The organism is Mesorhizobium sp. B2-3-7, assembly GCF_006442695.1.
Lineage (GTDB): Bacteria > Pseudomonadota > Alphaproteobacteria > Rhizobiales > Rhizobiaceae > Mesorhizobium.
This window is the reverse complement of record NZ_VFVV01000021.1, coordinates 52227-66254: the sequence shown is the minus strand read 5'-3', so window position 1 is coordinate 66254 and position 14028 is coordinate 52227. Positions and strand designations below refer to the sequence as shown.

Below are 14028 nucleotides of genomic sequence, written 5' to 3'. Positions count from 1 at the left end.
GATCTGGACCGAACTGCAGAAGTGATCGCTGCGTGATCGACCCGGTGGCACATGCCGCCGGGTCTTTTCCGTTTCCGGGAATGGCTTTCATGGACTCCTATCGCAACAGCGATCCGCGGCCGCCGATCATGCAGGGCTCGCCGCCCGCCATGGTGCCACCAAGGCTCGACTGGGACAGGCCGCCCTGGAACCGCTGGGCTTTCCAGCACATCAGGGAAATTCTGCCGACCGTCGAAGTCTGGCGCGGCAATGGCCACCGTCACCGCCTCGAACGCGCAGAGGTCGATCTCGACGGGCTGCCGGTCGAGGGCAGCGATGGCAAGGCCTCGACGCTCGCGGGCCTGCTCGACGAGACCTACACGGATGGTTTCCTGGTGCTCAAGGACGGCAAGATAGCCTATGAGCGTTACTTCAACGGCATGGACGAGCGCACGCTGCATCTGTCGCAGTCGATGGCCAAATCGGTCACCGGCTCGGTGTTCGGCATACTGGCCGGGCGCGGGCTGGTCGATCCGACAAAACCGCTTACCGACTACCTGCCGGAGCTGAAGGCAACCGGGTGGGCCGGCGCCAGCGTCCAGCACGTGCTCGACATGACGAGCGGAGTGCGCTTTTCCGAGGAATATACCGATCGCTATTCCGATATCGGCCAGGTCGATGTCGCCACCGGCTGGAAGCCGGTGCCGCCGGGCAGCGACCCGGACTTTCGCTGGCCCGCGCACATGTTCGAGCTGATCCTAGGCTTGAAGGACATTGTTCGGCCACATGGGGCGGCATTCGAGTACCGCTCGGTCGAAACCGATGTGCTCGCGTTCATCATGGAGGGGGTGACAGGCAAGCGGCTGGCACAGCTGGTTTCGGAAGAACTCTGGCAAAAGCTCGGCGCCGATGAAAGCGCCTGCTTCACCGTCGACAGCGCGGGCTACGCACTGGCCGATGGCGGCTTCAACGCGACGCTGCGCGATTATGCCCGCTTCGGCCAGCTGATCCTCGACAATGGCGGTGGCATCGTGCCTGCCGATTGGATCGAGGCGACGCGCAGCGGCAGCCACGGGCCGGGCTTTAGTCCGAACCTGCCAGAGGGCAGCTATCGCAACCAGTTCTGGATCGAGAATCCGCATTCGCGGGCGCTGATGTGCCGGGGCGTGTTCGGGCAGATGATCCACATCGACTGGAATACGCGGATGGTCGTGGTCAAGCTTTCGAGCTGGCCGGATTTCAGCAACGTCGCCTATTCCATGGCGACGCTGAAGGCCGTGCATGCCATCGCCGCCGCGCTGAGCTGAACCCCCACAAGACACGACCTGGAAGGAAATGCCATGACCGGCAAGACCGCGTTCGAGACCCGTTACGGCTTCCGCCGCAACCAGGTGCTGCTCGCCAACTGGCGGGAAAATCCGTTCAACCGATGGTCATTCCAGAACGTCGGCGAGCTGGTGCCGAGCGCGCGTGTCGCCGCCCTGCCGGTCAACGAGGCGCCGGCCGAGGATTTCGGCGGATTGCTCGACGAAAAGGTCGCGCTGGCGAGCACGCCGGAAACCGTCGCGGCTTTTCTCAGCCGCTCGCACACGGATGCGCTGACCGTCATGAGAGGCGGCAGGATCGTCGGCGACTGGTTTGCGCCGCATATGGATTTCGGCGCCCGCCACATCATCTTTTCGATCAGCAAGTCGGTGACCGCGATCATGGCCGGCATATTGGAAGGCGAGGGCGTGTTCGATCCGGAAGCGCCGGTGACGGCCTACATACCGGAAGCCGGCGATTCGGCCTATGGCGAGGCTACCGTGCGGCATGTGCTCGATATGAGTGTCAGCCTCGATTTCGAAGAAGCCTATCTCGATCCCGAAAGCGCCTTTGCCCGCTACCGGCGCGCCACCTTGTGGAACCCCGGCGGCGGCACGGAAAGCCTGCGTGAATTCCTCCTGACGCTGCAGCGTCTCGCCGAGCCGCACGGCCAGACCTTCCGTTACCGGTCGCCCAATTCCGACCTGCTTGGCCTGCTGCTCGAACGGGCGTCTGGCCAGCGCTTCGCCGACCTGATGCGCGAGAAACTGTGGCAGCCGCTCGGCGCCGCCAGCGAAGCTTCGGTGGCGGTAGATATGGAGGGCACGGCGCGCACTGCCGGCGGCATCTCGGTGACGCCGCGCGATCTGGCGCGCGTCGGCGAGATGATGCGGCAAGGGGGCACTGCGAATGGCCGCCGCATCGTGCCCGAGGCCTGGGTGCGCGACACCACGGTAACCGGCGGCAGTTCTGAAGCCTGGCAGCGTGGCGCCATGCTGCCGCTGTTTCCCAAGGGCCGCTACCGCAACAAATGGTACCAGACAGGACATGAGAACGGGGCCTATTGCGGCATCGGGATCCATGGCCAGTGGCTCTATGTCGACCCCCGGACGGAAGTGGTGATCGCCAAGATGTCGTCGCAGCCCGAGCCGGTTGACGATCCGCTCGATCTCGAGATCGTCGCATTCTTCGAAGCGCTGAGCCGGATGGTCTGAGCGGCCGCAACATTAGGGCGCGCTTTCCTGTGGACCTCTGTCGCCGGTGAAACCGCGAAGGTTGGCGGGCAGGATAACTGCGCCTATGGTCGCCGCTCTTTTCGAGAAGAGCAGGAACGGCATGGCATCCGACATCAAGCGCATCGCAGCCATTATCGCGACCGAGATCACAGCGCGGCCCGAACAGGCCGCCGCTGCCATCGGGCTGCTCGACGAAGGCGCGACCGTGCCGTTCGTGGCGCGCTACCGCAAGGAGGTGACGGGCGGGCTCGACGACACGCAATTGCGCCTGCTGTCGGAGCGTCTTGCCTATCTGCGTGAGCTCGACGCGCGGCGTGACACCATCCTTGGCTCGATCCGGGAGCAAGGCAAGCTGACCGACGAGCTTGAAACCAAGCTCGCCTCCGCCGTCACCAAGGCCGAGCTCGAAGACATCTACCTGCCCTACAAGCCCAAGCGCCGCACCAGGGCGGAGATCGCCCGGGAGCGTGGGCTGGGGCCGCTGGCAGAAGCCATCCTGGCCGACCGCTCGCTGGTGCCGGCGGAACTCGCACTGGCCTATCTGACCGAGGACGTGGCCGACGCCAAGGCGGCACTTGAGGGCGCGCGCGACATAGTGTCGGAGCAGTTCGCCGAGAATGCCGACCTGGTCGGCAAGCTGCGAAGCTACATGAAGGAACGCGCCTTCATGCGCGCCAGGGTGGTCGACGGCAAGCAGGAGGCGGGTGCGAAATTCTCCGATTATTTCGACCATGTCGAGCGCTGGGCCACCGTTCCGAGTCACCGCGCGCTGGCGATGCTGCGCGGCCGCAACGAGGAGGTGCTGTCGCTCGACATCGAGGTCGATGCCGACGACTCTTCACCGGTGAAGCCGGTAGAGCGGATGATCGCCAATGCCTACGCCATCGGCGGCAGCCTGCCGGGCGATCGCTGGCTGATGGAGGTCGCAGGCTGGACCTGGCGCATAAAACTATCCCTGCACCTGACGCTCGATCTGATGCGCGACCTGCGCGAACGGGCCGAGGAAGAGGCGATCCACGTCTTTGCCCGCAATTTGAAGGATCTGCTGCTCGCCGCCCCCGCCGGATCGCGGCCGACGATGGGGCTCGACCCTGGCATCCGCACCGGCGTCAAGGTCGCGGTGGTCGACGGCACCGGCAAGCTGGTGGCGACGACAACGGTCTATCCGTTCCCGCCCAGGAACGATGTGCGTGGCACGCAGGCGGAGCTCGCCAAGCTCGTTCGCCTGCACAAGGTCGAGCTGATCTCGATCGGCAATGGCACCGGCAGCCGCGAAACCGAGAAGCTGGTGGCCGACATGCTGTCCGACATGCCTTCCGACGGCGGGCCGAAGCCGCTCAAGGTGATCGTCAGCGAGGCCGGCGCTTCGGTCTATTCGGCTTCGGCGACGGCGGCGGCGGAATTCCCCGGTCTCGACGTGTCATTGCGCGGTGCGGTGTCGATCGCGCGCCGCTTGCAGGATCCGCTGGCCGAACTGGTCAAGATCGAGCCGAAATCGATCGGCGTCGGCCAGTATCAGCACGATGTCGACCAGTACCGGCTTGGCCGCTCGCTGGAGGCGGTGGTCGAGGACGCCGTCAACGCGGTTGGCGTCGATCTCAACACGGCTTCGGCGCCGCTTCTGGCGCGGGTTTCAGGGCTCGGGGCGTCGCTCGCAGACGCCATCGTCGCGCATCGCGATGCCACCGGCCCGTTCGCCAGCCGCAAGGATTTGCTCAAGGTCTCCCGCCTCGGGCCGCGTGCGTTCGAGCAATGCGCCGGCTTCCTGCGCATCCCGAACGGCTCCGAGCCGCTCGACGCCTCGGCCGTGCATCCGGAAGCCTACGGCGTGGCCAAAAAGATCGTCGCCGCCTGCGGGCGCGATGTGCGTTCGCTGATGGGCGACAGTGCGGCGCTGAAGGCGCTCGATCCGCGCGTTTTCGTCGACGAGCGGTTCGGCCTGCCGACGGTGCGCGACATTTTGACCGAACTGGAAAAGCCCGGCCGCGATCCGCGCCCCGGCTTCAAGACGGCAACCTTCGCCGATGGCATCGATGACATCAAGGATCTGAAGCCCGGCATGCTGCTGGAAGGCACCGTCACCAATGTCGCCGCCTTCGGCGCCTTCGTCGACATCGGCGTCCACCAGGACGGGCTGGTGCACGTTTCGCAACTGGCCGACCGTTTCATCAAGGACGCGCATGAGGTGGTCAAGGCCGGCGACGTGGTCAAGGTGCGGGTCGTCGACGTCGACATCAAGCGCAAGCGAATCGCGCTTTCCATGCGCAGGGATGGTGGCGAGGGCAGCGCATCGCGCGGCCCGCGCGACAATGGCGGCGGCAGGCCGGCGCCACGCTCGCCCGCGCCGCAGCGCCAGCCGGAGCGACCGGCGCAGCAAGGTGCGTTCGGCGCGGCGTTGGCGGATGCGTTGAAGCGGAAGTAGCTACCACGCCAGAACAGCCGGGTCCTTTTCAACCTGGCTCGTCAGCCAATCTCGAAAACTCGCGACCGGCGGATGGCCGCGCTTGTCGTGCGGGACGACTAGATAATAGGCGCTGCGGCTGTGCATAGGCTGGCCGGGCGCGGGCACCAGCTGGCCGCGCTGCAACTCGCCTGAGATGAGGATTTGCGGCAGCAGAGCCACGCCCAGACCCGCCATGCAGGCCTGGGCGGCGGTGCCGAACTGTTCGAACTGCATACCCGGTCCGGTCGGCGCGCTCAGGCCCTGATGCTCAAACCATTCTGTCCAGGCGCCAGGCCGCGTCGCCATGTGCAGCAGCGGCAGACGGCCGATGTCGGCCGGCGTGGCGATGGAGCGCTCGGCGAGAAATTCGGGCGACACCACCGGGGCCACCACCTCCCGCACCAGCAGCGTCGAGTCTGCCTCGGGCCAGTCCGGCAGGCCATAATGGATGGCGGCGTCCAGCCGCTCTCTGGCGAAGTCGAAGCGGCCGACGCGGGTGACGAAGTTGATGGTGATGTCGGGATTGTTGTCGACGAAGTCTGGGATCATCGGCATCAGCCAGCGCGTGCCGAAGGTCGGCAGGATTGCGAGGTTCAGGATGCCGCTATGCCGATTACTCATCAATCCAAGCGCTGCGTCGCGCAATTGGCCAAGTGCCGAACGGACCACTTCGGCGTAGGTTTCGCCCGCCGCCGACAGCCGGACATTGCGGCTGTCGCGCTCGAACAGCCGGCGGCCAAACTGGTCCTCGATCAGCCTGATCTGCCGACTGACGGCGCCCTGGGTTAAATCCAGCTCCTGGGCTGCAGCGGTGAAACTGCCAAGCCGGGCCACCGCTTCGAAGGCGGCAAGCGCGTTGATGTTAGGCAAAAGACGACGTTGGACGCTCATGATCTATTCCTAACGCTCATTGATCGGTGAAGCAATTTCGTTTGATTTTTTCAGGCCGTGGGCCGATAAGCCGGGCTTCACCCGTTTTTAAGGATCGAGACGCCATGGCCGCCGACAAGAATGCATTCGTCTGGGAAGACCCGTTCCTGATCGAGGACCAGCTTTCGGAAGACGAGCGCATGGTGCGGGACGGGGCGGCGGCCTTCGCCGCCGACAAGCTCGCGCCGCGCATCGAGGAGGCCTATCTCAACGAAACCTTCGACACGGCGATTTTTCGCGAGATGGGCGAGGCCGGCCTGCTCGGCATCAACATTCCGGAAGAATTCGGCGGCCTCGGCGCCAACTATGTCACCTACGGCCTGGTCGCCCGCGAAGTGGAGCGCGTCGATTCCGGCTATCGTTCGATGATGTCGGTGCAGTCGTCGCTGGTGATGTATCCCATTTATGCCTATGGCTCGGACGAACAGCGCAGGAAGTATCTACCCAAGCTCGCCAGCGGCGAGTGGATAGGCTGTTTCGGCCTGACCGAACCGGATGCCGGCTCCGACCCCGGCGGCATGAAGACGCGCGCCGAGAAGACCGCCAATGGTTACAAGCTTACCGGCTCCAAGATGTGGATCTCCAATGCGCCCGTCGCCGACGTGTTCGTCGTCTGGGCGAAGCTGAAGGGCGAGAACGGCAAGGATGAGATCCGTGGCTTCGTCCTGGAAAAGGGCATGAAGGGGCTTTCGGCGCCGAAGATCGGCGGCAAGCTGTCGCTGCGGGCGTCGATCACCGGCGAGGTGGTTATGGAAGGCGTCGAGGTCGGCGAGGATGCTCTGCTGCCCAACGTGTCGGGGCTGAAGGGGCCGTTCGGCTGCCTCAACCGGGCTCGCTACGGCATTTCCTGGGGCTCGATGGGCGCGGCCGAAGATTGCTGGCATCGCGCGCGCCAGTATGGCCTCGACCGCAAGCAGTTCGGCAAGCCGCTGGCCAGCACGCAGCTCTACCAGAAGAAGCTCGCCGACATGCAGACCGAGATCGCGCTCGGGCTGCTGGCCTCGTTGCGCGTCGGGCGGCTGCTCGACGAAGGCAAGATGGCGCCGGAGATGATCTCGATCGTCAAGCGCAACAATTGCGGCAAGGCGCTCGACATCGCCCGCCAGGCGCGCGACATGCATGGCGGCAACGGCATCCAGATCGGCTATCACGTGATGCGCCATGCGCAGAATCTGGAGACGGTCAACACCTATGAGGGCACGCATGACGTGCACGCGCTGATCCTGGGACGGGCGCAGACGGGGATCCAAGCGTTTTTCTGAGGTTCGGTAGCCGTTTAAGTTAGGTGCAGCGCAACATCCGCTTGGAGAATGACGGCCAGATGTGTCAGGGTTCGGCCAGCTAAACGCCGATCTTCCGGGGCTCCATGGCAATTCTGGCCGCCGTCTATCACCTGACCCATTACAAATACGACCGGCCGGTGGTTCTTGGTCCCCAGGTGATCAGGCTCCAGCCGGCGCCACATTCGCGCACCAAAGTGCTCAGCCATTCGTTGAAGGTCGAGCCGGCGAACCACTTCGTCAATCTCCAGCAGGACCCCTACGGCAATTTCCTCGCCCGTTTCGTCTTTCCCGACCCGGTGAGCGAACTCAAGATCGAGGTCGACCTCGTCGCCGACATGACGGTCTACAACCCGTTCGATTTCTTCGTCGAGGAGACGGCGGAAAATTTCCCGTTCGAGTATCCGGAAGAGACACGCAACGACCTCGCCATCTATCGCACACCGGAACCGGCAGGCCCGCTGCTGTCGGCGTTCCTGAAAACCATCGATACCAGCCCGAAAAACACGGTCAATTTTCTCGTCGACCTCAATGCCCGGCTGCAGCGCGAAATCGCCTATATCGTGCGCATGGAGACCGGCGTGTTCTCGCCGGAGGAAACGCTGGCGGCCGCCAAAGGGTCGTGCCGCGATTCGAGCTGGCTGCTGGTGCAGATCCTGCGCAATCTAGGCATCGCCGCGCGCTTTGTCTCGGGCTATCTGATCCAGCTCAAGCCCGACCTCGTCACGCTCGATGGGCCGGCCGGTACATCAGTGGATTTCACTGACCTGCACGCCTGGTGCGAGGTCTATCTTCCCGGCGCTGGCTGGATCGGTTTCGACCCGACTTCGGGCCTGCTTACCGGCGAGAGCCATGTACCGCTTGCCGCCACCCCGCATTTTCGCAATGCAGCGCCCATTTCCGGCATGGCGGGCTTTGCCAATGTCGAGTTCGGCTTCGACATGCGGGTCGACCGCATCGCGGAGCATCCGCGCATCACCAAGCCGTTCTCGGATGAAAGCTGGCATGCGCTTGATGCGCTCGGCAACAAGGTCGATGCGGCGCTGGCGGACGGGGATGTACGGCTGACCATGGGCGGCGAGCCGACCTTCGTGTCGATCGACGATTTCGAGTCCGCCGAGTGGAACACCGCCGCCGTCGGCCCGACAAAACGCGAAAAGGCCGATGCGCTGATCCGGAGGCTGCGCGAGCGCTTCGCGCCTGGCGGCTTCCTCCATTATGGCCAAGGCAAATGGTACCCCGGCGAAAGCTTACCGCGCTGGACCTTTTCGCTCTACTGGCGCACCGACGGCCAGCCGGTGTGGAGCGACCCGTCGCTGATCGCGCGGGAGAAAAGCGAAGCCGATATCGGTCCGAAGCAGGCCGAGAGCCTGCTGACCGCGATCGCCGGCGAGCTCGGCATCGAAACGTCCATGGTCAGCGAAGCCTATGAGGATCCGGCCGAGTGGCTGCTCAAGGAAGGCAAGCTGCCGGAGAATGTCGATCCGTCCAATTCGAAGCTGGAGGATCCCGAAGAGCGCAGCCGCATGGCGACGGTGTTCGAACGCGGGCTAACCAAGCCGTCGGGCTATGTGCTGCCGGTGCAGCGCTGGAACAGCCAGGCGTCGGGCCAGCGCTGGCGCTCGGAAAAATGGACGACGCGGCGCGGGCGGCTGTTCCTGGTGCCGGGCGATTCACCGGTCGGCTACCGCCTGCCGCTCGGCACGCTGCCTCACGTGCCGCCGGAGCAGTTTCCCTATATCGTTCCGGTCGATCCGTCGCAGTCGCGCGGTGCGCTGCCCGTGCGGGAGGCGATCTTGCCCATGGCGGCTCCGGCCGATCCTCAGGGCGCCGATGAAATGGCACGCCGCCAGCAGGCGGCATCGTTCACGGCCGCGACCGCCCAGCAGGACCGGGTCGAGCAGGAGATCACCGAGATCGGCGGCGCGGTGCGTACCGCGCTTTCGGTCGAGCCGCGCGAGGGACGGCTCTGCGTGTTCATGCCGCCGGTCGAGGCGCTGGAAGATTATCTTGAGCTGGTGGCAGCAGCCGAGAACGCGGCCAAGGCGATCAGGTTGCCAGTGCACATCGAGGGCTACGGCCCGCCGCATGATCCGCGCCTCAACGTCATCCGCGTCGCGCCGGACCCTGGCGTCATCGAGGTCAACATCCACCCGGCTGCCAACTGGCAGGATTGCGTGGCGACGACCACGGCGATCTACGAGGAGGCGCGGCAAACGCGGCTTGGCGCGGATAAATTCATGATCGACGGCCGCCACACCGGCACCGGCGGCGGCAACCATGTTGTGGTCGGCGGCGCGACCCCCAATGACAGCCCGTTTCTGCGCCGCCCCGATCTTTTGAAGAGCCTGGTGCTGCAATGGCAGCGGCATCCCTCGCTGTCTTATCTCTTCTCCGGCCTGTTCATCGGCCCGACCAGCCAGGCGCCGCGCTTCGACGAGGCGCGCCACGATTCGCTCTACGAGCTTGAAATCGCCATGGCGCAGGTGCCGCGTCCGGACCAGGGCAGCGTGCCTTCGCCATGGCTGGTCGACCGGCTGTTCCGCAACCTTTTGACCGACGTCACAGGGAACACGCATCGCTCGGAAATCTGCATCGACAAGCTGTTTTCGCCTGATGGACCGACCGGACGGCTGGGCCTGGTGGAATTCCGCGGCTTCGAGATGCCGCCCAATGCGCGCATGAGCCTGGCGCAGCAACTGCTGGTCAGGGCGATCATCGCCCGTGCCTGGAAGAACCCGCTCGACGGCCGTTTCGTGCGCTGGGGCACGTCGCTGCACGACCGCTTCATGCTGCCGCATCATGTCTGGGCGGATTTTCTCGACGTTCTCGACGACCTCAAGCTCAACGGTTTCACGTTCCGCCCCGACTGGTTCGACGCGCAGCTCGAGTTCCGCTTTCCCTTCTGCGGCGAGGTCCAATATGCGGGCGTCAAGCTGGAACTGCGGCAGGCCCTGGAGCCGTGGCATGTCATGGGCGAGCAGGGGGCCATCGGCGGCACCGTGCGCTTCGTCGATTCCTCGGTCGAAAGGTTGCAGGTCAAGACCGAAGGGCTCAATCCGGAGCGCCATGCCGTCGTCTGCAACGGCCGCATCGTGCCGATGAAGGTTACCGACAACAGGGAAGTCGCGGTGGCGGGCGTGCGCTTCAAGGCGTGGCAACCCGCTTCGGGCCTGCATCCGGCACTGCCGATCAATACGCCGCTGGTGTTCGATATCTACGACCGTTGGTCGGGTCGGGCGGTTGGCGGCTGCGTCTATCATGTCGCGCATCCGGGCGGGCGCAGCTACGACACTTTTCCGGTCAACGGCAATGAGGCGGAAGCGCGCCGGCTCGCCCGCTTCGAGGCGCGCGGCCACACGCCGTCGGCCTATGTGCTGCGCGAAGAACAACCCACGGAAGATTTCCCCATGACGCTTGACCTTCGGCGTCCACCAAGACTCTGATCTGACATGGCAAAGGGGAATCACAAGCGGGTACGCGGCAAGGCGCAGATCCATCGCCTGCTGGAGCACTACCAGCCGATCGACGGCGTCGTCGACGAGATGGTCGACGCTTCGGGCAATCCCCGTCCGGCCTGGAAGCGTTTCATCGAGGCGCTCGACGATCTCGGCGCCGAAGAACTCGCCCAGCGTTTTGCCCGTGCCGACCAGTATCTGCGCGACGCCGGCGTCTACTATCGCGTCTACGACAAGGCCGGCGCCAACGAGCGCGAATGGCCGCTGGCGCATGTTCCGGTGCTCATCGAGGATGCCGAGTGGGCAGCGATCAGCGCCGGCCTGGTGCAGCGCGCCGAGCTGTTCGAGGAGATCATCGCCGATATATACGGGCCGAACCGGCTGGTCGAGAAGGGCATCCTGCCGGCCGGACTGATCGCGGCAAGCGCCGAATATTTGCGGCCCGTGGCCGGAACCAGGCCGGCAGAGGGGCATTTCCTTCACTTCTGCGCTTTCGAACTTGGCCGCGGGCCGGACGGCCGCTGGTGGGTGTTGGGCGATCGCACTCAGGCACCATCCGGCGCCGGTTTCGCTCTGGAGAACCGCGTCGCCACGACCCGCGCGCTGTCGGACATCTATGGCGAGATGCATGTGCATCGCCTCGCCGGCTTCTTCCGGCGCTTTCGCGATGCGCTGATCGGCATGGCCAGGGAAGCTGACGGCCGCGTCGCCATATTGACGCCTGGGCCGCTCAACGAAACCTATTACGAACACGCCTATATCGCCCGCTATCTCGGCATCATGCTGCTCGAAGGCGAGGACCTGACCGTTTCCGGGGGCAGGCTGATGGTGCGCACCGTTTCCGGGCTGATGCCGATCAGCGTGCTGTGGCGACGGCTGGACGCGGCGTTCGCCGATCCGTTGGAACTGCGCTCGGAGTCGCAAATCGGTACGCCGGGCCTGGTCGAGGCGATCCGGCAAGGCAGCGTCTCCACCGTCAATGCGCTCGGCTCGGGCCTGATGGAAACGCGCGCGCTGCTTGCCTTCCTGCCCAAGATCGCGCGCGAATTGCGGGGCGAGGAACTCGAGCTGCCCACCGTCGCGACATGGTGGTGCGGTCAGGCATCCGACCGAGCGCATGTGCTCGCCAATATCGACCGCATGGTGATCGGGCCGGCGCTGTCGACGAGGCTGGCCTTCGAGGACGACGACCAGACTAGGCTTGGCTCCGCGCTGTCGGCCGGGGAGCGGGCGGACCTGGTGGCGCGCATCGAACGCGACGGCGACGCTTTCGTCGGCCAGGAAGCGGTGACGCTTTCGACGACGCCCGTCTATGTCGGCGGCTGGCTGGAGCCGCGGCCGGCAAGCCTGCGTGTCTACCTGGCGCGCACGCCCGAGGGCTGGACGGTGATGCCGGGCGGGTTCGCCCGCGTCGGCCTGTCGCTCGATCCGACCGCGATCGCCATGCAGCGCGGCGGCCAGGCGGCCGATGTCTGGGTGGTCAGCGACCGGCCGGTGGAGCGCGAGACGCTGCTGCCACAAGAGGGCGACAGCTTCAGCCGCACCAGGCCGGGCAGCCTGCCCAGCCGCGCAGCGGAAAACCTGACCTGGCTCGGCCGCTACATCGAACGCTCGGAAGACACGGTGCGCATCCTGCGCGCCTATCATGTGCGGCTCGCCGAAACTTCCGATCCGGATATGCCGCTGCTGGCCGACATCAGGGATCATCTCGAACCGTTCGGCATCGATGTCGGAACAGCGATCCCATCGGGGCTGATCGGTACGCTGGACAGCGCGGTCTACAGCGCCGGCCAGATCCGCGACCGTTTCTCGCCGGACGGCTGGCTGGCGCTCAAGGACTTGTCGAAGACCATCCATCAGTTCGCGACGACGGTGGCGCCGGGGGATGACGCGACGCGGGCGATGACCGTCATCCTGCGCAAGCTCGCCGGTTTTTCCGGCCTGCTGCACGAGAACATGTACCGCTTCGCGGGCTGGCGGTTCCTGGAGATCGGCCGGCGGCTGGAACGCGGCATACAGATCGCCAGCACGCTCGCCCGGCTGACCAGCGACAAGGCGCCGGACGGCGCGCTCGACATGATGCTAGAGATCGGCGACAGCGTCATGACGCACCGGCGGCAGTACCCTGTGCAAGCCGGCCGCCGCACGGTGATCGACCTTCTGGCGCTCGATCCGCTCAATCCGCGTTCCATCCTGTTCCAGCTCGAACGGCTGAAGGCCGAGATCGGGCTGCTGCCGGCGATCGGCGGCGAGGGGCACATGTCGCCTGCGGCCAAGGAAATCCTGCAGCTCAACACAGCCATCGCCATCAAGGAGCCAGCGGACATGACTGTGAAGGCGCTGAACGATCTCGCCGGCGAGATAGGCGGGCTCTACAGCAGCCTCGCCAAGGCCTATTTCGGTTAAGGCGGCGCTCCGGCATGCTCTACGACATCAGGCTTCACCTTCACTACGACTACGCCGCCGTCGCCGGCGGCGGCCGTCACCAGGTCCGCGTGTTGCCGCCGACCATCGACGGCGTGCAGCGCGTCGTCGCAGCGTCGCTATCCTTCGCGCCGGCGCCAAACGAACGCTCGGATTTTTCCGATTTCTTCGGCAACAACGTCACCTCGATCGCCTTCCGCGACGCGCATGACGCGCTCGACATCAGGATGAGCGCGCGCGTGGCGGTGTCGCGACCGGAACTCGGGCTCGACGTGTCGCCCGATCTTAGCCGGCTGCGTCAGGAGCTCGCCGCCATGCGCTCCCTGGCGCCGGATACACCGCACCATTTCCTGGCCGCCAGCGGTCACGCCGGCATCGATGCGGCGATCACCGCCTATGCGCGCGATAGCGTCGGCGGCTCGGCCGCCGGTACGGCGATGAACCTCTGCAATCGCATCCACCGCGATTTCACCTATGATGGCGAGGCGACAACCGTGCGGACCCTGGCTGGCGACGCATTCCGGCTGAAGCGCGGGGTGTGCCAGGATTTCTCGCATATCATGATCGCCGGCCTGCGCGGGCTTGGCATACCGGCCGGCTATGTCAGCGGCTTCCTGCGCACCATTCCGCCCAAGGGCAAGGCCAGGCTGGAGGGCGCCGACGCCATGCATGCATGGGTCAAGGTGTGGTGCGGGCGCGATGCCGGCTGGCAGGAGTTCGACCCGACCAACGGCATGCGGGCCTCCAACGATCACATCACCGTCGGCTATGGCCGTGACTATTCGGATGTCGCGCCGATCGTCGGCGTTCTCAAGACCACCGGCGGACAGGTCGGAGAGCAAGCCGTCGACGTTATTCCGGTGGTGCTGGAGAAGACCTGACGTCAGGCCTGCTTGCGCAAAGCGCCTTGCAGGGTTCCGCCCGACGTGGGTGGCCGCCGACTTTTCGGACAGGAATGGAACCAGTGCTCGGCC

At 65.4% G+C, this 14028-nt stretch carries 8 protein-coding genes; 7 read left to right on the top strand and 1 reads right to left on the bottom strand.

The features are described 5' to 3' along the window. The first annotated feature begins 89 nt into the window (after window positions 1-89). The 3 genes from FJ940_RS27880 (at window position 90) to FJ940_RS27870 (ending at window position 4941) form a co-directional block, all read left to right on the top strand. Entirely contained in the window at window positions 90-1286 is a 1197-nt protein-coding gene (locus tag FJ940_RS27880) for a serine hydrolase (protein ID WP_140658534.1), read from the top strand. A 33-nt stretch (window positions 1287-1319) separates the two neighbouring features. After that, a complete protein-coding gene (locus tag FJ940_RS27875; RefSeq protein ID WP_140658532.1) occupies window positions 1320-2498 on the top strand; it encodes a serine hydrolase in 1179 nt (392 codons plus the stop codon). A 121-nt stretch (window positions 2499-2619) separates the two neighbouring features. Continuing rightward, window positions 2620-4941 carry a Tex family protein gene (locus FJ940_RS27870; protein ID WP_140658540.1) on the top strand — a complete coding sequence of 774 codons (2322 nt, stop codon included), beginning with the start codon at window positions 2620-2622 and terminating at the stop codon, window positions 4939-4941. Here the strand turns inward: FJ940_RS27870 and FJ940_RS27865 are convergent, their stop codons facing one another. Then, window positions 4942-5853 (bottom strand): LysR family transcriptional regulator, encoded by a 912-nt coding sequence (locus FJ940_RS27865; RefSeq protein ID WP_140496190.1) that lies wholly within the window; start codon window positions 5851-5853, stop codon window positions 4942-4944. Between the two features lie 104 nt (window positions 5854-5957). Between FJ940_RS27865 and FJ940_RS27860 the strand changes: the two genes are divergently transcribed. The 4 genes from FJ940_RS27860 (at window position 5958) to FJ940_RS27845 (ending at window position 13935) form a co-directional block, all read left to right on the top strand. Continuing rightward, a complete protein-coding gene (locus tag FJ940_RS27860) occupies window positions 5958-7154 on the top strand; it encodes an acyl-CoA dehydrogenase (RefSeq protein ID WP_140658530.1) in 1197 nt (398 codons plus the stop codon). Between the two features lie 104 nt (window positions 7155-7258). Then, entirely contained in the window at window positions 7259-10618 is a 3360-nt protein-coding gene (locus tag FJ940_RS27855; RefSeq protein ID WP_140658528.1) for a transglutaminase family protein, read from the top strand. Between the two features lie 6 nt (window positions 10619-10624). Beyond that, window positions 10625-13036, top strand: a complete 2412-nt coding sequence (locus tag FJ940_RS27850) for a circularly permuted type 2 ATP-grasp protein (RefSeq protein ID WP_140658526.1) — start codon at window positions 10625-10627, stop codon at window positions 13034-13036. A 14-nt stretch (window positions 13037-13050) separates the two neighbouring features. After that, window positions 13051-13935 carry a transglutaminase family protein gene (locus FJ940_RS27845; protein WP_140522300.1) on the top strand — a complete coding sequence of 295 codons (885 nt, stop codon included), beginning with the start codon at window positions 13051-13053 and terminating at the stop codon, window positions 13933-13935. The last annotated feature ends 93 nt before the right edge of the window (window positions 13936-14028 follow it).

Bases quoted from the DNA above. Each gene is read 5' to 3' on its own strand.
- FJ940_RS27880 (WP_140658534.1), top strand. From the start codon at position 90: ATGGACTCCTATCGCAACAGCGATCCGCGGCCGCCGATCATGCAGGGC.
- FJ940_RS27875 (WP_140658532.1), top strand. From the start codon at position 1,320: ATGACCGGCAAGACCGCGTTCGAGACCCGTTACGGCTTCCGCCGCAAC.
- FJ940_RS27870 (WP_140658540.1), top strand. From the start codon at position 2,620: ATGGCATCCGACATCAAGCGCATCGCAGCCATTATCGCGACCGAGATC.
- FJ940_RS27865 (WP_140496190.1), bottom strand. From the start codon at position 5,853: ATGAGCGTCCAACGTCGTCTTTTGCCTAACATCAACGCGCTTGCCGCC.
- FJ940_RS27860 (WP_140658530.1), top strand. From the start codon at position 5,958: ATGGCCGCCGACAAGAATGCATTCGTCTGGGAAGACCCGTTCCTGATC.
- FJ940_RS27855 (WP_140658528.1), top strand. From the start codon at position 7,259: ATGGCAATTCTGGCCGCCGTCTATCACCTGACCCATTACAAATACGAC.
- FJ940_RS27850 (WP_140658526.1), top strand. From the start codon at position 10,625: ATGGCAAAGGGGAATCACAAGCGGGTACGCGGCAAGGCGCAGATCCAT.
- FJ940_RS27845 (WP_140522300.1), top strand. From the start codon at position 13,051: ATGCTCTACGACATCAGGCTTCACCTTCACTACGACTACGCCGCCGTC.